We start from the raw sequence: 17629 nt of genomic DNA on the forward strand, positions 1-17629 counted from the left end.
CAACCTTCAGCGGTTTACGCACATTGATTGGGCCACAAACGAATTTTTCTTCGTCAAGCCACTCGGAGAGCTCCTCTTTAGTCAACAGGATCAACTCATCAGAACCCGTGACATGGACAACTTCGACAATTTCTTCTGTACATGATTGTTCCTGAGCAACCTGTCCGACCTCGCAGCTGGAGAAATCTGCGTCGTTCGCAGCGGGAAGTTTGAGCCGCTGCCCGGGAAAGATCCGATCAGGATTGTCGATATCCGGATTCAGTCTCAAGAGGCTGCTTAAGGTAGTTTGGTGTCGCTGTGCAATTGCACTGAGGGTGTCGCCGGACTTGACGGTATATTCGGAACTCATGAGGCAACTCCATATGCCAAACGTTTATCCACTTCACTCAAGCGCATACCTGCTGGCATTTCAGAACTGGACAAAATGGCCTGAAATTCTGGATGCTCAATGCGCTCTCCGTGCACTACAGCTAGCTCTGCAAATCGGCTTACGTCTTTCTCTGTACGGAACCCAAACGAGTTGGCCTGCTGAATCAGGGCGTTCAGCCTGGATGCATCGTTCAGGGAAAGGTATTGGGCCAACCGGCTCACGAACTCGTCTTTGGCCATAGCGGCCAGGGCCTCAATATGGTGATCAGCAAGAACAAACCAGCCTTCTTCAGAAGCCAGCCTGGCTGGTCTCTGGCCATCTGCACTGAATCGCCGCCATTGACCATCAGTTTGGAAAGCCAGCCAGTCTGTAATCGGGCCACTGAATTGGTCTCGCTCCAGATCACTGAACGCTCCCATCAACCTGACCAGCTGCTTTGGGGAATAGAACCTGAGATAGGAATAGCCACCATCAGGCAACTTGACGCTCAACAGGCTCCGCAAATGATCGGCCAATACGGACAGGATCTCGTCTGCCATCAGGACAACGGCATGGTCCTGCCACCTTACCTGCTCTGACCATATTCGCGATGATGGCGAAGGCTTTACAAGGCAGGGGCTCACCTCGATGACCGACTCATGGGGCGTGCCAAGGTACAGGTATTCGAGTTCCGGCTGATCATCGTATTCATAGATGAATCTAGGAGCATCAAATACCGCACCATCAATCAGTAGCCATGCTCGCTCAATGGTCTTCTCATCCAGGCTCATCATGCAATGTCTCCCTCACATGCACAGGCGTCCATGGCACAAGTACCATCTGGTTGGCGGCCGCATTGCTTCACAAGAGCAACATCCTTTTTAGCTGCGGATTTCAACGCAGGCACCGAGGCTGCAGAAGGCCCCGCTGTCGCTCTGGTGCCGGTTTCCGCCACCTGCACAGGTTCATCGTTGGCCGTTAATTCGTTCAAACTCTCGGGCAACAACGGCCCCGTAACCCCAACCCCACTACCACTCCCCGGCCCACCCCCGGAGTTCATCCGCACCAGCGGCCCGGAAATGGTCACCCCACTCGGGTCTACCTTCACAAAGCTACCACCCGCTTTCAGCGTCACCTCGGCTCCGGCTTCGATCACTATTTTCATACCGGCCTTGTGATGGATTTCGGTGCCGGCTTCCACCAGCTGGTTCTTGCCCTGCTTGCTGTGGTGGCTTCCGTTAACGGTGAGGCTATAGTCCGCTCCGATGCTTTCCCGGTGCTCGCCATCGGTGGTGTGGTGGCTATTACCTTTGGTGTGGCTGAAGCGGTTGTTTTCCACCGTCAGGTGGCTGTCGTTCTTGATGACTTCCGTGCGGTTGTTTTCCGTCAGCAGGTCCAGGTCTTTCTGGGCGTGGAGGTAGATCTGTTCCTGGTCCGCTTCGTCTTCAAATCTGAGTTCGTTGCTGCCTTCGCCCTTGTGGGTTTTGGTTTTCAGAGTGGTTCTTGTTTTGTGTTCCGGCAACGCGTAGGGCGGTGTGTTGGTGGCGTGGTAGGTTCGGCCGGTGATGATGGGCTGGTCCGGGTCGCCGTCCAGGAAGGATACGATCACTTCGTGGCCAATTCTCGGTAAAGCCATAAAGCCGTATTGGCCGCCGGCCCAGCCCTGGGCGACTCGCAGCCAGGCGCTGGAGTGTTCGTCATTTTTGGAGTAACGATCCCAAGGGAATCTTACTTTCACGCGGCCATACTGGTCACAATGGATCTCTTCACCCTCGGGGCCGGTGACGATAGCCATCTGGGGGCCGTCCATCATGGGCTTGTGGTTGCACACTGGCCGCCACGTTTTGTCGGCCGGGATGGCGGTGAAGTCGTTGTGGTAGCTGGTGGGTTCGCTGCCACCCTCTTCTTCCATCGCCTGGGGCTGCTTGCCGGTGTGGGTGATGGCGGTCAGCAGCCATTCCCGGTTCAGGCTCTGGCTATCGTGGTCCTGCAGTTCTACCTTTGCACCGGGAGCGAAGTCCGGGCAGTTGCTTTTGCCCTTGGCCAGGGAGGCATCGTTTCTCAGGGCGTCCAGTTTGGCCTGGGTAAAGGGCTGGCCACTGGCGTCGGCCTTGTAGCGGCCGGGGTAGTCGTAGTGCTGGTAGTCTTCCCGGTGGTTGACGCTGCCGGCGCTGGTTTCGTGCATCAGGGCGTAGGCGGGGTTTTTGAAGGTGTAGTCTTTCATGGCCACGGAGGCGGCTTTGACTCGCTCTTCGTAGGCGAAGCTGAACACGCAGGGCTGTCGGCTGCTGCCACCGGCTTGGGTGTTGCAGGCGACCGGGTCCAGTTTGGGGGCATCGCCGTGGTGGTCGGCGATAATCAGGGCGGGCTGTTCTTCACCGTCCACGCTGCCGTGCTGGTAGCGGTAGTGCCAGCCTTCTTCGGCGGCCAGTCTTTCCAGGAACTGCAGGTCGGTTTCCCGGTGCTGAACGCAGTATTCCCGTTCGGCCGGAGTGCGCTTCAGATCAAACACCGAATCCGCTATGCCCCGCTCTTCCAGCAAGGTTCGCACAATGGCGTCGGTGCTCTGGGCCTGGAAAATGCGGCTGTTGTGCATCAGGCCCAGACGCCACAGGGGTGGCTGGATGACCACTTCGTAGCGGGTGCGGCGGTGGCCGGTGTCGCCCCGCATAAATTCGTTCACTACGCCGGTGAATCGGCGCAGGGGCTGGCCGTCCTGCCAAACCACCAGGTCTACCGGCTGTTCCAGAATGTCAGCTGCGGCTACATCGGGGTCAGTACTGGCCAGCTCTAACCGGCCATGAAATAAGGAAGACAGCTGTTCGGTCAGCGCGAAGCCAAGTACCGAAAAGTGATCAGAGGGGAATTCGCCTACACGGGCGGTGAACTGCAATCCGCTTGCCTGGGGCATGACTTCGGTCCCTGAAGTGTAAATGGTTATAACAAACTCGTCCTGAGCAGGGCCGATTATAACCACCCATCACGGCATTACAAACAACCCGGTCACAAACCGGCTTGGTCAATCAGTCACTGTGCAGCAACAAGGCGTAGCGGGTACTGCGCCCGCCCCCGACTAACTGAAAAATACAACCTTTCTCCACTAAGTCCGTCAAATCCCGCGTAGCCGTGGCCTTGCTGACCTTAGCCATAGACTGGTATTTCCGGGCGTTGATGCCTTCCCCAAATTCCTCGCCGGCAGAATCAAGCAACCGAGGAGCGCAGAGCACCCTCATCCCACGTGAAACGCGGCCAGTCTTGTTCTTGTCAGATATACATGAGCCGAAAAAACCTGCCTATTCGGATCAGAACCTGAGCCGATTACAACCCATATTCGGCTCAGCGGCTACCTCAGCCACTGCGGGTCAGACCCGCAGTACATTTCGTCATGCCAAATGTATCGGGGGTCTGACCCCCAACCAGAGGCATTGGTAAGGTTTCAGGGTAATCGTGCCGCTGAGGTCTTCGATGGGCTGGCCGGAGAGCAGGTCTGTCCATTGGTCTGTGCTGATCAGGTTGATGTCGCTGAGGGCCACTTGTTGCACTTCGGCGCTGATGTTGTGGATGCAGAAGATGGATTGTTCCCGGCGCAGGCTCTGGCGCCAGAACCCGAACAGTTGCAGGCCCAGGTGCAGGGTGAACTGGGTGGCGTTGGGGTGGAAGGCGGGCTGGGCCCGGCGGATGGCAATCAGGCGTTTGAGTTCCCGGTACACCTTGCTGTGATGGCTGAGAGGATCGGCCAGCGTTGCTTCCAGGCTGTCCAGCTTCCACTGGCTACGGTTGATGGAACGCAGCCGGCCGGTATGTTCCACACGGTCGAGGTCGTTGCCGGTGGCCAGCAGGCTGTGGATATAGAAAGCCGGAATACCTTCCAGCGCCAGCATAATGGTGTGGGCACACAGAAAGCGCTGAAGCTGCCAGTGGTCTGCCCCACCCTCGGCGGTGCCTTTCAGGGCATCCCACAGGGCAATGTTCATTTCATAGGGCTGATCCCGGCCATCGGCCGTGCGCCGGTATGACACCTTGCCCCCAAAAGATTCCAGGGTATTGATCAGCCGCTGCTTCTCGTCTTCGTCCAGCAGCCCGTCGGTGGGGCGCATCCCTATGCCATCGTGGGAGGCAATAAAGTTCAGGTAGGTGGTGCCCATCTGCGCCGGCGGCATGCCCATCAGCCAGGTTTTCAAATGGCGGCAATTACCGGTCACCAGGGTGTTAATCAGCAGCGGTGGCAGGGAAAAGTTATAGATGGCATGGGCTTCGTTGGCGTTGCCGAAGTAGGTCAGGTTCTCCCGATTGGGCACGTTGGTTTCTGTGATCACCACGGCATCTGCGGTGTGATGCTCAATCAGCAGCCGCAGAATCTTAATCAGCTCGTGGGTCTGCTGCAGGTGAATACAGGGCGTGCCCGGCTCTTTCCAGAGAAAGGCCACCGCATCCAGCCGGAAAATCTTCACGCCCCGCTCCAGGTAATAACGAATGATACCGGCGAATTCGATCAGCACCTCCGGGTTGGCGAAATTCAGGTCCACCTGGTCTTCGCTGAAGGTACACCACACATAGCGCTCGCCGTCCTCGGTCTGCACCGGATTCAGCAGGGGCGAGGTGCGGGGCCGAACCACCTGGCTCAGGTCATCTTTGGGATTGGCTTCAACAAAGTAATCCTTGCCCGGCCCCACCCGCTTGCGAAAGTTCTCGAACCAGCGGCTGCGGGCCGACATGTGGTTGATCACCAGGTCCGCCATCAGTTTGTAATCCCGGGCGATGGCTTCGATATCTTCCCAGCTGCCGTGGGATTCGTTCACCGCCAGGTAATCCATCACCGCAAAGCCATCGTCTGAGCTGTAGGGGAAGAACGGCAGAATGTGCACGGCCGTCACCGACTCCCGCAGGCAGTCGTCCAGAAACCGCTTCAGGGTCACCAGCGGTTTTTCATCCGGGCGCTGTACCGTGTCGGCGTAGGTGATCAGCACCACATCCGCCTGGCTCCAGTTGTTCTGGTGCGCGGGCGGTGGCTCAGCCTCCGGGTCCAGGCCCATGGCATCCAGCAACTGATCCACCAGAAACTCGCAGTCCAGCGCCGGATAAACTACCTCCAGCATGGTCACCAGACGGCTTTCGAGTGACTGGCTCATGGCCGGAACTCCTCGTTGTCCAGCTCCACCGCCTCCAGCAGCTGCTCACGAATATCGGGAATAGCACTGGTCACCCGGTTCCAGCTGGGGATAAACGGCGTATCCATGGGGTTATCCAGAAAGTACGCCCCGGCGCGCATCACGTTCTGGGCAAACAGTTCCACCGCCTTTTCTTCTTTGTGGCGGTCAAAACTCAGGCCATTGATCATGGCGTCGTTCTGGTAGGTCTCGACAAAATCCAGGGCGATGCGGAAATAGCTCGCTTTGATGGTACGGAATTTCTCGTTGGAGAAGATCTCGCCATTGGTGGCCAGCTTGCGGAACAGCGCCTTGGCGATGTCCATGCTCATCTTGGACAAGCCCCGGCTGGCATCTTCCGGCGACAATTCCTGGTGCTTGTGGTCATACACATCCGCCACATCCACCTGGCACAAGCGGTTGGTGGCGTAGTTGCGCTTCATTTCCGACAACACGCCGATTTCCAGTCCCCAGTCGCTGGGAATGCGCAAGTCGTTGATCACATCGGTGCGGAAGGAGAACTCACCCGCCAGCGGGTAGCGGTAGCTGTCCAGGTAATCCAGGAAATCATTAGGCCCGCAGACTTTTTTCAGGGCGCGGATCAGCGGTGTCACCAGCAGCCGGCTGACCCGGCCATTCATCTTGCTGTCCGCCACCCGGGCGTAGTAGCCCTTGCAGAACATGTAGTTGAAGCCCGGGTTGGCAACCGGGTAGATCAGCCGCGCGAGCAGGTCCCGGGAATAGGTCAGAATGTCGCAATCGTGCAGCGCGACGGATTCGCTCACGCCGGACGCCAGCACATAGCCGAAGCAGTACCACACGTTCCGGCCCTTGCCCATTTCCGTCGGCGCCAGATTTTGCTCCCGCAGTTTCAGGTCCAGCGCCCGCAGCCTCGGGCCGTCGTTCCACAACACCTTGAACGGTTGCGGCAGGTCCGAAAAGTACGCCAGTGCGTGGCGGTATTGCGCCTCGGTAGCCCGGTCCAGGCCAATCACCACCTCGTCCAGGTACGGCACCCGGGTGAGTTCCTGCACAATATTCTGTAGCGCCGGGCCTTCGAGCTCCGAATACAGGGATGGCAGCACCAGCGACATCGGCCGCTCTTTGCGAAAGCGCATCAGGTCGGCCTCGATGTCTTCCACCGGGCGGCGCACAAGGTTATGCAGGGTGGTGACAATGCCGTTCTGGTAAAAGTCGCCCATGGCGGCTCTCCTTTACTGGTAACCGTACTCCAGGAGCAGGTTGAGTACGCAAGCGTTCCAGCCCTCGGGGCCGGGTCTGAGGGAGCGCATGGCGTGCCGGGTGGACGAAAACTGCAGCTGTTCACTGTTCGCCCCGCTTATCACCACCGGGATATCTGCCTCCTCCAGCATGCGCTGGTCGTTCGGGCTGTCGCCCAGGGCGATGGTGATTAACGGCTCATTGCCGAAACACTCCTGGTAACGACTCAGCAAGAACCGGGCCCCCTCCGCCTTATCGAAGGTTCCCATGACATGCCAGAAGCGCCCGCCCTGCACCAGTCGCAAGCCCGCAAGCCCAAGCGCCGCGCGGAATTGCACCAGTTCGGCGTCGGTTCCATCCCACAGCAAAGGCTCGGTAGCCAGGCGCTGTTTTGCCCGGGCTGCCTCGCCTTCTTTCAGCCCCGTCAGCTGCGCCAGCTCCCGCGCCGACAGGTCAGAAAAGCCCCGGAATCGTGCACCGGCCTCCCGCTGCACCAAAAGTGTGCGCATAAGCTCGTTATGGGGAACACCAAAGTGCACCACCTCGTCGTGCGGATTGTTCAGACATCCCGCCGGAATCACCACCGCAGCCCCGTTCTCGGCAATAAACGGCGCCCGCAGGCCCATCGCCCGCTGCAACTCCCGCATCTCCGCCGCTGTCTTGCTGGAATTCAGCACCAGCGGAATCCCGTTAGCCGCCAGCCGCTCCATCGCCGGCAATGCCGCCCGCCAGCTATAGCTGTGGTGGTCCAGCAAAGTGCCATCCAGATCGGTAAAAACCACCAGCCGTGGTTGCATTCGCCACCTCCACTCTGCACTCTGAGGGGGTCTGACCCCCGATACATTTCATGGCACCAAATGTACTGGGGGTCTGACCCCGTTTTAGAGACCGATTCAAAAACCAGGCCAATCCATGACCAACGACACCTTCAAAGTTGAACACCGCTACCTGGACCTGCCGGACAGCTTCTACAGCCGGGTGAAGCCCACGCCGCTTTCGCAGCCAAAGATGGTGTGCTTCAACCACAAGCTTGCGGCGCAGCTGGGGTTTCATGTTCAGGATGAGCAGGACTGGGCGCAGATCGGCGCCGGGGCGGAATTGCTGGAAGGAATGGACCCGGTGGCCATGAAGTACACCGGCCATCAGTTCGGCATGTACAACCCGGAGCTTGGGGATGGCCGGGGGTTATTGCTGTGGGAAACTGTGGCGCCGGATGGCACACGGTGGGACTGGCACCTGAAAGGCGCGGGCACCACGCCCTATTCGCGTTTTGGCGATGGCCGGGCGGTGTTGCGCTCCACCATCCGGGAATACCTGTGTTCGGAAGCCATGCACGGGCTGGGCATACCCACCACCCGGGCGCTGTTTATGATCAGCGCCAAAGACCCGGTCCGGCGTGAATCCATCGAAACCGCTGCCGCCCTGATGCGCGTCGCCAAAAGCCATATCCGCTTCGGCCACTTTGAATTCGCCGCTTACCATGACGGCCCGGAGGCAGTGAAAACCCTGCTGGAGCACGTGATTTCGCTACACTTCCCCCACCTGATTGAGCTGCCGGAACCACAACGCCACGCCCGCTGGTTCACCGAAGTGGTGGAACGCACCGCCCGGCTGATTGCAGACTGGCAGGCGGTCGGCTTCTGCCATGGCGTGATGAACAGCGACAACATGTCCATCATCGGCGACACCTTCGACTACGGCCCCTACGCCTTTCTGGACGACTTCGACGCCGGTTTCGTCTGCAACCATTCCGATCACGAAGGCCGCTACGCTTACAACCGCCAGCCCCAGATCGGCTTCACCAACTGCCACTACCTGGCCAACGCCCTGCTGCCGATCATGGAAGAAGACACCGTGCGCGAATGCCTCGGCAGCTACGAAACCGCCTACAACCAGCGTTTCAAGCACAACATGCAGGCCAAGCTCGGGCTGGAAGAAACCGACGATGCAGACATGGCCCTGATCATGGACACCTTTAGCATGCTGCACGAACACCGGGTGGACTACACCCGATTCTTCCGCGGCATCTCCAACCTGCACCGCCATGGCAACGCCCCGGTGCGGGACCTTTTTGCAGACAGAAGCGTGGCCGACGAATGGCTCGAACGCTACAAAGCCCGCCTGCAAACAGAAACCCGCGCCCACGACGAGCGCGAATACGCCATGCGCCAGGTAAACCCCAAATACATCCTGCGCAACTACCTGGCCCAGCAAGTCATCATGGAAGCCCAGAACGGCAACTACGCGCCCATGAAAGAGCTACTCAAAGTGCTGGAAACCCCCTTCGACGAACAACCCCAGTTCGAACACTACGCCGCCCTACCCCCAGACTGGGGCAAACACCTGAACATCAGCTGCTCGTCTTAACCGGAGCCAACGCATCCAATCTCCGACCATGCCGCATAATATAAAGCACCAACAAAATAGCCGGCACCCCCATCACCCCGGCAACCAGAAAGAACTGCGCATACCCGAAATCCGCCACCACAATTCCCGAAAACCCACCTAAAAACTTCCCGGGCAACGTCATCAACGAACTGAACAACGCATACTGAGTCGCCGTAAACGAAGCACTGGTCATACTGGAAAGCCAGGCAATCAGCGCCACGTTAGCAATACCCCCACTCAGGTTATCGGCACTCACCACCAGCGCCAGCAGCTTGATATCCGGCGGGTACTGGGCCAGCACCACAAACAGCAGATTCGTAGCGGCCGTCATAATCGCCCCGGCCAGCAGAATCCGCCGCACGCCGTAGCGCACCACCAGCACCCCGCCAACCATCGAGCCGAGAATGGTCATAAAAAAGCCGAACACCTTGGTCACATCGGCCACCTGGGTTTTGCTGAACCCCATAAAATCCAGGTAGAAAGGATTGGCCATGACACCCATGGCGATATCGGAAATGCGGTACACCGCCACCAGCACCAGAATCACAATAGCCAGTTCTTTATAGCGGCGGAAGAAGTCCACAAAGGGCCCGGCCACGGCGGCGTAGAACCAGCCCGCCAGCTTCGCCAACCGGGGCGGCAGGTGCCCACGGCGGGCAGCCTCTTCCTGAACTTTCTCAGCAATGTCTTCGGCCGCAGCAAAGTGGTTCACCTCAGGCTCCCGGGCCACCAGCACCGTCAGCACACCCACTCCCACCAGCGCCGCCATCACCTGGTAAGACACCTGCCAGGACCAGAACTCCGCCAGGTACAAAGCCCCGGCACCAGCCACCAGCAACGCCAGCCGGTACCCGAAAATATAGGTCGCCGCCAGCGCCGCCTGCAGCCGCTCTTCCGCGATTTCAATCCGGTAGGCATCAATGGCCACATCCTGCGTGGCCGAGGAGAAGGCCACCAGCAACCCGCACAGGGCGAGGGTTTCCGGGGCGGAAAGGGGGTCCACCGCTGCCATCAGGTACAAGCCGGTGGCAATGCCCGCCTGGGCCAGCAGAATCCAGCTCCGGCGCTTGCCGAACAGCCGGTTCAGCACCGGCAGCTTCAGCCGGTCCACCACCGGGGCCCAGAACACCTTGATGGAATAGGTAATGCCCAGCCAGCTGAAGAAGCCGATGGTTGCGGTTTCTACCCCCACATCCGCCAGCCGCGCATTCAGGGTGGAAAACACCAGCAAAAACGGCAGCCCCGCGGAAAACCCCAAAAACAGCATGGCAATCACCTGCCAGCGGGTGTAGGTGTACAGGGCGTCTTTCAGAAGGGCAAGGCGGGTGCCGGGTACGATAGCGAAATCTCCGGATCAGTCGCGGAAGTTATTGAATTGCAGCGGGATATCCAGCTCCGCCTCGCGCAGCATGGCAATGGCTTCCTGCAGGTCGTCCCGCTTCTTACCGGTTACCCGCACCTTGTCACCCTGAATGCTGGCCTGAACCTTCATCTTCTGGTCTTTGATCATCTTCACGATCTTCTTGGCCATATCGGTTTCAATACCCTGCTTCAGGGCAAAGTGCTGCTTCACCAGCTTGCCGGCCTTGCTCTCGCCGTCTTCCGCCAGGGCCCGGGCGTCGATATTGCGCTTGGCGAAGGCCATCCGCAGCAGATCAATCAGCTGCTCCAGCTGGAATTCCTGCTCGGCGCTGGCGGTGATGCGCTTGTCTTCCAGCTCGATATTCGCGTCTACATTCTTGAAGTCCCAGCGGTTGCCCAGATCACGCTTGGCCTGGTCCACCGCGTTGGTTACTTCGTGCATTTCAATTTCGGAAACAATGTCAAAAGAAGGCATGGTCGTCATTCTCCAAAGGCAACACAGAGGTATACTGTGGCGACATGATTAACAGCGGCTGCGCCGGAACCGCCAAAGCATACCAAGAGCCAAGGCGAACCGCACCCGACAATGGACTGGTAAGAAGTAGATAAACAATGCCAAACCTGGACCTTCCCATCCTCGTAGTAGACGACGCCAAATTCAGCAGTATGGTGGTTGGCCGCACCTTGCGAAATGCCGGTTACCGCGACATACGCATCGCCAACAACGCCCCGGCGGCCCTGAAATTGATGGAAGAACGCCCGGTGAGCGTCCTGATTGCCGACTGGCTGATGCCCGAGATGGACGGCCTGGAACTCACAGACCAGGTGCGCCAGCTGGACGAGCAGACCAACCACTACACCTACGTGATCCTGCTGACCGCACGGGAAAGCGTGGAAGCCCTCTCGGTAGCCTTCGACCGGGGCGTCGATGACTTCATCTATAAGTCCGACATGACCAAGCAGCTGATTCCCCGCATTTTCGCTGCAGACCGCATGGCAGACCGCCAGAACACCCTGCTGCGGGCCAACGCCTTACTGGTGGAGAACAACCGGGAGCTGGAATCCAGCAACATCATCGACATGGAAACCGGCCAGTGCAACGCCAAGTACGCCCGCCAGCGCCTGCAGAAAATCCTGCGCCATGCCGAATCCCGTGGCGGTGCCAGTGCCTACGTAATGTGCGGCATCCGTAACTGGCAAGACCTGAAGCGCAAACACCCGCCCAGCGTCATGAGCGAACTGGCCATCGGCATCGCCCGCCGCCTGAACAGCCTGATCCGCCCTATCGACGCCCTGTGCCGCATTGGTGACAACCAGTTCGTGATCGTGTCTTACTTCCCCAACAGCGACCACTGCACACCCACCGCCTTCCGGCGCATCTTCGACGGCATCAACCACAAGGCCCTGAAAACCACCGCCGGCTACATTTCCGTAGAAGCCGGCATGGCCCTGTGCCGCGCCAGCGCTGAAGAAGGCACGCCGTCTGTACAGGATATGGAAAAAGCCTCGATACAAGGCCTGATAGATGCCTACGAAACCCGTCGCTTCGTGGAAATCACACCTGAAATACGGGAAGGCGTATAAGAACTACACACCGTAACACTGCGACACAGATCACAAACAGACAGAGAGAACGGAAGGCCTTAATCTAGCAACGTGGAATGAAGCAGTATCCACCCATGGCGGAGGAGCCGTGCAGTACCTCCGCCGCCGTATGGATGCTCTCCACAGGATTAACGAATTTTTCAGGCACTTTCGTTCTTTCCGAAATATTTTTTAAGCCAGCTCCCATGAGCTGGCTTTTTTATTACTTAGAGCTTACGCCCCTTACCAGCAGCAATCCGCAACCGCAGCGCGTTCAGCTTAATAAAGCCTTCCGCATCCTTCTGATCGTACGCACCCTGATCTTCTTCAAAGGTGGCGATCTTCTCGTCGAACAGGGAGTCTTCAGACTTCCGGCCGACAACGTCTACGTTACCCTTGTACAGCTTCAGGCGAACGGTACCGTTCACGTATTCCTGGGTCTGGTCGATCAGCGCCTGCAAGGCTTCACGCTCCGGGGACCACCAGTAGCCGTTGTAGATCACCTCGGCGTAGCGCGGCATCAGGCTGTCTTTCAGGTGAGCCACTTCGCGGTCCAGGGTGATGGACTCGATGGCGCGGTGAGCGCGCAGCATGATGGTGCCGCCCGGTGTTTCATAGCAGCCGCGGGACTTCATGCCCACGTAGCGGTTCTCAACGATGTCCAGGCGACCGATACCGTTCTCGCCGGCCAGCTTGTTCAGGGTTTCCAGAACCACGTGCGGCTTCATTTCCTGACCATCAACGGCAACAATGTCGCCCTTCCTGTAGGTCAGCTCAACGTAAGTCGGCTTCTCGGGAGCGGCCTCCGGAGACACACTCCAGCGCCACATCTCTTCCTCGGCTTCAGACCAGGGATCTTCCAGGTTCATGCCTTCGTAGGAAATGTGCAGCAGGTTGGCGTCCATGGAGTACGGGCTCTTGCCCTTCTTCATTTCCACCGGAATGTTGCGCTCTTCGCAGTACTTCAACAGCTTCTCGCGGGAGTTCAGATCCCACTCACGCCAGGGAGCAATCACCTTCACACCTGGCTTCAGCGCATAGGCGCCCAGCTCGAAACGCACCTGGTCGTTACCCTTGCCAGTCGCGCCGTGGGAAATGGCATCGGCGCCGGTTTCATTGGCAATATCGATCAGACGCTTGGCAATCAGCGGGCGGGCAATGGAGGTGCCCAGCAGGTACTCGCCCTCGTAGATGGTGTTGGCGCGGAACATCGGGAACACGTAATCGCGCACAAACTCTTCGCGCAGGTCCTCGATGTAGATTTCCTTAACGCCCAGCGCTTCCGCCTTGGCACGCGCCGGCTCAACTTCCTCGCCCTGGCCGATGTCGGCGGTGAAGGTCACCACCTCGCAACCGTAGGTGTCTTGCAACCACCGAACAATAACGGAAGTATCCAGGCCACCGGAATAGGCCAGCACCACCTTTTTAATATCAGACATGCTTTGCTCCAGACTGAACAGAATGGATGTATTGAATAGAAGCGCCATATTGTACGGGATGGCCGTGGGAATGGCTATTCGACAGAAGGCTGCGGAGGGGGAAGACTGAAGACTTTTTTGCCACGGAATCCACGGAAGGACACGGAAAAAAGAAAAGTGATTTGCCACGAAATCCACTAAAGAACACGAAATTAAAGACGAAGACGTTTTAGGTTCTAGTCAGTAATCTTTGTTCGTGTTTTTTCGTGGATTTCGTGGCAAAAAAGTCTTTAAGTCTTTTATTTTTCCGTGTCCTTCCGTGGATTCCGTGGCAAAACATGCCTTACATATACGGAATAATAGACTCGCCATAAAGGTGCAGATCTTCCACAATCTGCCGATTCCGCTCCGAAAGCTCCGGATCTGCCGCCAGTTCCTGCAGCTCCAGCCCATAAGCCTCCAGCGAGCGCCAGCCTTTGCCCGGGCTCATCAACCGCTGGCTTCGGAACTGCTCCCAGCGTTCCATTTCCTCGCCATCCAGGGTAGACGGGTAGTTGCGGGCCCGGTAGCGGAACAGCATTTCCGGAAGCCGTTCGTCTTCAAAGCGGACTTCCTGTTCACCCAATGTCTCCACCGGTTCGGAGATCAGCCAGTTCAGCTTCTCCCGATCGGTATTGCTGATAAAGCCACCGGCGTAGAGCTGCTCGTCCGGGTCGGTCAGGTCGCTGCCGTCGAACTGGTGGTCGAAGGCCTGGGCAATGCGGGCGGGAAGGTCCGGGGCGTTGCGAAGTTTGGCCAGGTTGGTGCGCAGTACGTCGCCGTCCAGCTCCAGCTCCGCCAGCCGTTCCTTGGATAAGGTGGACAGCATATTGGCCGGCGCCAGCACCGGGCATTTATTGACCTGCACACCCTTGAGCGGGAACCGGCTGACGCCCTCCCCCAGCTCCGCCTGTGAAGTAAACACCCGCTCACGGATCTGCTCCGGACTGGCGTTGATCAGCTCGCTCGGGTCTTCCCGCAAGTCGTAGACAATTACCTGGTTTTTGTTGGTGGGATGATCCGCCAGCGGCGCCACCAGCGCGCAGCAACCGCGAGTGGCCGGGTACTTGGCAGAAATATGGAACACCGGCTTCAGGGTTGCGGTATCCAGCATCTGGCGGGCGGAATGTTTGTCTTTATGCTTGAGCACAAAGTCGAACAGCTTGGGCTGCTTTTCCTTGATCAGCTTGGCCACGGCAATGGTCGCCAGCACATCAGACATAGCATCGTGGGCTGCCTCGTGGGCAATGCCATTGGCCACCGTCAGCTCCTCCAGCCGGAAGCTGGGGCTGCCGTCTTCTTTCTTCGGCCAGTTGATACCCTCCGGGCGCAGGGCGTAAGTCAGCCGCACCATATCGATGATATCCCAGCGGGAATTGCCGTTCTGCCATTCCCGGCCGTATGGATCACGCAGGTTGCGGTACAGGGTGTGGCGGGTCACCTCATCATCAAAGCGCAGGCTGTTGTAGCCCACTGCGCAGGTGCCAGGCTGGCTGAACGCCTCATTGATCTGGGCAATAAACTCCGCCTCCGGGTAGCCGTCTTGCAGCGCTTTTTGCGGGGTGATGCCGGTAATCAGGCAGGCTTGAGGAGAAGGCAGGTAGTCGTCCGCGGGTTTGCAGTAGATCACCAGCGGGTCTTCGATGATGTTCAGATCCGCATCCGTGCGCACACCGGCAAACTGGGAGGGGCGGTCGTGCACCGGGTCTACGCCGAAGGTTTCGTAGTCGTGCCAGTAGAAAGAGCGGATCAAGGGGAAGACTCCTGCGAATCAATGAATCAGATGAGGCAGGAGTGTAGCAAAATCACGCAGCAGTTTGCCGGGCATTGCCAGACAACATCGCCTCAATACTCAAATGGTAATCCAGCGCTTGCCACTCAATGCCCGTGCCGTCGCAAATAAACCGGTACTGGCGAATTTCTGAGATAGACGCCTTCTCTAACTCCGGATACCAATGCACAGGCGTGGAAATTACCCGACCATCCTCAAGCTCGACGTGCAGGTGGCGATCATCGATGTGAACGGATTTACCTTTGAAACCAGGCATTCCATTTCTCCAGAAACTCAGACTGATGGCTCTCTACAATCGAAAGACACTCTTTCAATTCCTGATTCTTCAGCGTGCTGTATTTGACGGCCAAAGAAACCACTTCAATCTTAGCCCATCGCTCGCCTTTAAGCACATGCACGTGGGCAGGAGGATGATCATTGGCGTAGAAGAAGAATTTGAATCCATTCAGGAGAAGTAATGTTGGCATCCTTGCCACTTTTTTTTCAGCTATCAAAAAAGATCGTTGCCCTTGTCCACTTGGTGGGTGCGGTAGCGGTCAATACCCGCGCCAGTTAGCTTACTGAGGTCTACCGTCATGTTAGTCGGCAGGTTGATAAACACGCCTTTTCCGACATTGATGGTAGTGGCGCCGTCCAGAGTTTGCCAGCCCATATCTTCACGCTGGAAACCGATAAAAAACGCATCCGTGAAGGCGACAGAGCCGTCATCAACACCAGTGTCTTCACCGACGATGACTGACCGGAGATTGGTGAGAGCTGCACAGGTCAGGTCGACCGCACAGGAATTCGATTCAGCTCCTTCAATCTTCAAGCCGACGTGTGTCGCCCGATAATTAGTCTCGGTCTCTCCTGCACCGGCATAAAGAGTTGTATCGTAGACACCACCATTCTCAACACGGTCGTCCCGTATCTTCAGCCCAGGTAGAGCCCCACTAAAACTCTCAGTATGAGAAGAAACCGACCCACGAGCCTCCGCAAACCCCATACGGAACCCCTTCAGGCCGGCAGAATCCTCGGCAAGTTCGATATAGGGCTTACGGGCCTCAAAAGGAATAGCCTCACCTTCGTTATAGGTAACGCGATTAAAGGTTTCGCCGTCGTTGCGGGCGATATGGCCAAGCGCGAGGTGTTGTGCGGAAAAGTCGGTGCCGCCATCAATCTGGCCGACCTGAATGTCGTCAATATTAACGCGGGTTTCAACATCAATGCCCAGCGTCATTCGGGTGTAATCCACCCCATTGCCGGGAATATTTTCGATGTTCATAAAGGCCTGCCCGGTAACCTCCCCCATTCTGTTATCAGAAATAGGTTCAAGCTCCGCCTGGGCAACGGGCGAAATACCCAGCAGGAGCGTGGCAAGGGCAGCGCATCCATACGCTAACTTTGTCATAGTTCGTGTCTCTGAATTGTTTTAGTGAGCCGATTTCAACGCCCAGCTCAATGTCGCCCGTTTATTATGTTTTTATGGCGAACCTCAATCCTCACTATACTCAGACAAAGCAAATCAAAGAGTGAACAGCATCACATCCACTCATTACCTGAAGGTTAACTTACACCTTCCATGATGCCGTTCACACTCAGGCTGAAATCAGGCTTCCTGCCAGCTCTGAACTGCTTCCTTACCGTACTTGTCACGCCACTCGTTCAGAGTCTTGTGGTTGCCGCCACGGGTTTTAACCACTTCACCGGTGTGCGGGTTCTTGTAGGTTTTCAGGGGGCGCTTGGCACGGGTGCCTGCAGGCGCTTCAACCTTGCCGCCAGCAATGGTGGGATCAATCGCAGCCAGAATCTGAAGCACGTCTTTCGGAGACTTGTCGAACTGCTTCATCAAATCACGAACCTTGTTTTCAAACTCCAGCTCGGATTTCAAAGCCTGGTCTTTTTCCAGCTTCTCCAGCTCTGCAGCCAGCTTTTCCATCAGCTGTTTCTTCTGATAGTAATCGTTGATTTTTGCCATAATATTAAAACCTGTTATCGGTGGGGTTTTAAACAAAGATCATAAAGACCAAGTGTCGGGCGAAATAATAATAAACAAACAGGGATATGGCAAAGATATTTGTTTAAAGACTCTTCATGATCTCTTGGGCACTCGCTTGATAAGTATTAACCATTACACCACCCACTTCACATGATCTCTTGGGCACTCGCTTGATAAGTATTAACCATTACACCACCCACTTCACAAAACTCCGGATTGGCTTTGCAATAATGCTCGATATCCCGCGCCACCAACTCCAAGTTACTGGCCAGCAGTTCAAGATCTTTGTATACCTGCAACGCAGACATACCACAAGACAACCGGCCAAACTGCGTATTCCAGACCAAGGTT

17 protein-coding genes and 1 pseudogene are annotated in these 17629 nt (G+C 57.2%); 2 read left to right on the plus strand and 16 right to left on the minus strand.

What is annotated here, in order from left to right:
• From B2589_RS00005 to B2589_RS00035, 7 genes and pseudogenes are all read right to left on the minus strand, one after another.
• Nucleotides 1–349 (minus strand): LysM peptidoglycan-binding domain-containing protein (locus tag B2589_RS00005; RefSeq protein ID WP_286815221.1); only part of this gene is annotated, 349 nt, incomplete at its 3' end.
• Nucleotides 346–1143 carry a DUF4123 domain-containing protein gene (locus tag B2589_RS00010; protein ID WP_286815222.1) on the minus strand — a complete coding sequence of 266 codons (798 nt, stop codon included), beginning with the start codon at nt 1141–1143 and terminating at the stop codon, nt 346–348. The genes B2589_RS00005 and B2589_RS00010, both read right to left, overlap by 4 nt.
• Nucleotides 1140–3260: a type VI secretion system Vgr family protein gene (locus B2589_RS00015; protein ID WP_286815223.1), complete on the minus strand. Its 2121-nt coding sequence runs from the start codon at nt 3258–3260 to the stop codon at nt 1140–1142. Before B2589_RS00015 ends, B2589_RS00010 begins: the two co-directional genes overlap by 4 nt.
• Nucleotides 3261–3372: 112 nt before the next feature.
• A pseudogene (locus tag B2589_RS14330) lies at nt 3373–3561 on the minus strand (DUF4172 domain-containing protein); the annotation flags it as partial.
• Nucleotides 3562–3732: 171 nt separating this feature from the next.
• On the minus strand, nt 3733–5478 hold the full coding sequence (locus B2589_RS00025; RefSeq protein WP_286815224.1) for an alpha-amylase family glycosyl hydrolase: 1746 nt from the start codon (nt 5476–5478) through the stop codon (nt 3733–3735).
• Nucleotides 5475–6698, minus strand: coding sequence for a glycosyl transferase (locus B2589_RS00030; protein WP_286815225.1), 1224 nt, complete (start codon nt 6696–6698; stop codon nt 5475–5477). The genes B2589_RS00025 and B2589_RS00030 overlap by 4 nt, the downstream gene beginning before the upstream one ends.
• Nucleotides 6699–6710: 12 nt before the next feature.
• Nucleotides 6711–7514 carry an HAD-IIB family hydrolase gene (locus B2589_RS00035; RefSeq protein ID WP_286815226.1) on the minus strand — a complete coding sequence of 268 codons (804 nt, stop codon included), beginning with the start codon at nt 7512–7514 and terminating at the stop codon, nt 6711–6713.
• A 115-nt stretch (nt 7515–7629) separates the two neighbouring features.
• On the opposite strand from B2589_RS00035, the gene B2589_RS00040 reads away from it, so the two are divergent.
• Nucleotides 7630–9084, plus strand: coding sequence for a protein adenylyltransferase SelO (locus B2589_RS00040; protein ID WP_286815227.1), 1455 nt, complete (start codon nt 7630–7632; stop codon nt 9082–9084).
• Here B2589_RS00040 and B2589_RS00045 read toward each other — a convergent pair.
• Together B2589_RS00045 and B2589_RS00050 are read right to left on the minus strand one after the other, a co-directional pair.
• Entirely contained in the window at nt 9068–10381 is a 1314-nt protein-coding gene (locus B2589_RS00045) for an AmpG family muropeptide MFS transporter (protein WP_286815228.1), read from the minus strand. The two genes, B2589_RS00040 and B2589_RS00045, sit on opposite strands and share 17 nt — an antisense overlap.
• Nucleotides 10382–10459: 78 nt before the next feature.
• A complete protein-coding gene (locus tag B2589_RS00050) occupies nt 10460–10942 on the minus strand; it encodes a YajQ family cyclic di-GMP-binding protein (protein WP_286815229.1) in 483 nt (160 codons plus the stop codon).
• Nucleotides 10943–11079: 137 nt separating this feature from the next.
• Here B2589_RS00050 and B2589_RS00055 point away from each other — a divergent pair, with 137 nt between their 5' ends.
• The gene (locus B2589_RS00055; RefSeq protein ID WP_286815230.1) at nt 11080–12051 is read left to right on the plus strand and encodes a response regulator; all 972 of its coding nucleotides are present in this window, start codon (nt 11080–11082) and stop codon (nt 12049–12051) included.
• 227 nt (nt 12052–12278) lie between these two features.
• Here the strand turns inward: B2589_RS00055 and B2589_RS00060 are convergent, their stop codons facing one another.
• From B2589_RS00060 to B2589_RS00090, 7 genes are all read right to left on the minus strand, one after another.
• The gene (locus B2589_RS00060; RefSeq protein WP_286815231.1) at nt 12279–13490 is read right to left on the minus strand and encodes an argininosuccinate synthase; all 1212 of its coding nucleotides are present in this window, start codon (nt 13488–13490) and stop codon (nt 12279–12281) included.
• Nucleotides 13491–13812: 322 nt separating this feature from the next.
• Complete coding sequence (sbcB, locus tag B2589_RS00065; RefSeq protein ID WP_286815232.1) at nt 13813–15261, minus strand: exodeoxyribonuclease I; 1449 nt, start codon at nt 15259–15261, stop codon at nt 13813–13815.
• Nucleotides 15262–15313: 52 nt separating this feature from the next.
• The gene (locus tag B2589_RS00070) at nt 15314–15556 is read right to left on the minus strand and encodes a DUF2442 domain-containing protein (protein WP_022987633.1); all 243 of its coding nucleotides are present in this window, start codon (nt 15554–15556) and stop codon (nt 15314–15316) included.
• Nucleotides 15537–15767, minus strand: a complete 231-nt coding sequence (locus B2589_RS00075; protein WP_081697521.1) for a DUF4160 domain-containing protein — start codon at nt 15765–15767, stop codon at nt 15537–15539. Before B2589_RS00075 ends, B2589_RS00070 begins: the two co-directional genes overlap by 20 nt.
• Nucleotides 15768–15790: 23 nt before the next feature.
• A complete protein-coding gene (locus tag B2589_RS00080; protein WP_286815234.1) occupies nt 15791–16690 on the minus strand; it encodes a DUF6160 family protein in 900 nt (299 codons plus the stop codon).
• A 198-nt stretch (nt 16691–16888) separates the two neighbouring features.
• On the minus strand, nt 16889–17257 hold the full coding sequence (locus B2589_RS00085; protein ID WP_022987636.1) for a histone-like nucleoid-structuring protein, MvaT/MvaU family: 369 nt from the start codon (nt 17255–17257) through the stop codon (nt 16889–16891).
• A gap of 167 nt (nt 17258–17424) precedes the next feature.
• Nucleotides 17425–17629: hypothetical protein (locus B2589_RS00090; protein WP_286815235.1), on the minus strand; the 205-nt coding region annotated here is incomplete at its 5' end.

Source organism: Marinobacter sp. UBA3607 (assembly GCF_002375525.1).
Taxonomy (GTDB): Bacteria; Pseudomonadota; Gammaproteobacteria; order Pseudomonadales; family Oleiphilaceae; genus Marinobacter; species Marinobacter vinifirmus.

Bases quoted from the DNA above. Each gene is read 5' to 3' on its own strand.
- B2589_RS00055 (WP_286815230.1), top strand. From the start codon at position 11,080: ATGCCAAACCTGGACCTTCCCATCCTCGTAGTAGACGACGCCAAATTC.
- B2589_RS00015 (WP_286815223.1), bottom strand. From the start codon at position 3,260: ATGCCCCAGGCAAGCGGATTGCAGTTCACCGCCCGTGTAGGCGAATTC.
- B2589_RS00075 (WP_081697521.1), bottom strand. From the start codon at position 15,767: ATGCCAACATTACTTCTCCTGAATGGATTCAAATTCTTCTTCTACGCC.
- B2589_RS00010 (WP_286815222.1), bottom strand. From the start codon at position 1,143: ATGATGAGCCTGGATGAGAAGACCATTGAGCGAGCATGGCTACTGATT.
- B2589_RS00035 (WP_286815226.1), bottom strand. From the start codon at position 7,514: ATGCAACCACGGCTGGTGGTTTTTACCGATCTGGATGGCACTTTGCTG.
- B2589_RS00060 (WP_286815231.1), bottom strand. From the start codon at position 13,490: ATGTCTGATATTAAAAAGGTGGTGCTGGCCTATTCCGGTGGCCTGGAT.
- B2589_RS00080 (WP_286815234.1), bottom strand. From the start codon at position 16,690: ATGACAAAGTTAGCGTATGGATGCGCTGCCCTTGCCACGCTCCTGCTG.
- B2589_RS00025 (WP_286815224.1), bottom strand. From the start codon at position 5,478: ATGAGCCAGTCACTCGAAAGCCGTCTGGTGACCATGCTGGAGGTAGTT.
- B2589_RS00030 (WP_286815225.1), bottom strand. From the start codon at position 6,698: ATGGGCGACTTTTACCAGAACGGCATTGTCACCACCCTGCATAACCTT.
- B2589_RS00050 (WP_286815229.1), bottom strand. From the start codon at position 10,942: ATGCCTTCTTTTGACATTGTTTCCGAAATTGAAATGCACGAAGTAACC.
- B2589_RS00040 (WP_286815227.1), top strand. From the start codon at position 7,630: ATGACCAACGACACCTTCAAAGTTGAACACCGCTACCTGGACCTGCCG.
- B2589_RS00085 (WP_022987636.1), bottom strand. From the start codon at position 17,257: ATGGCAAAAATCAACGATTACTATCAGAAGAAACAGCTGATGGAAAAG.
- B2589_RS00070 (WP_022987633.1), bottom strand. From the start codon at position 15,556: ATGCCTGGTTTCAAAGGTAAATCCGTTCACATCGATGATCGCCACCTG.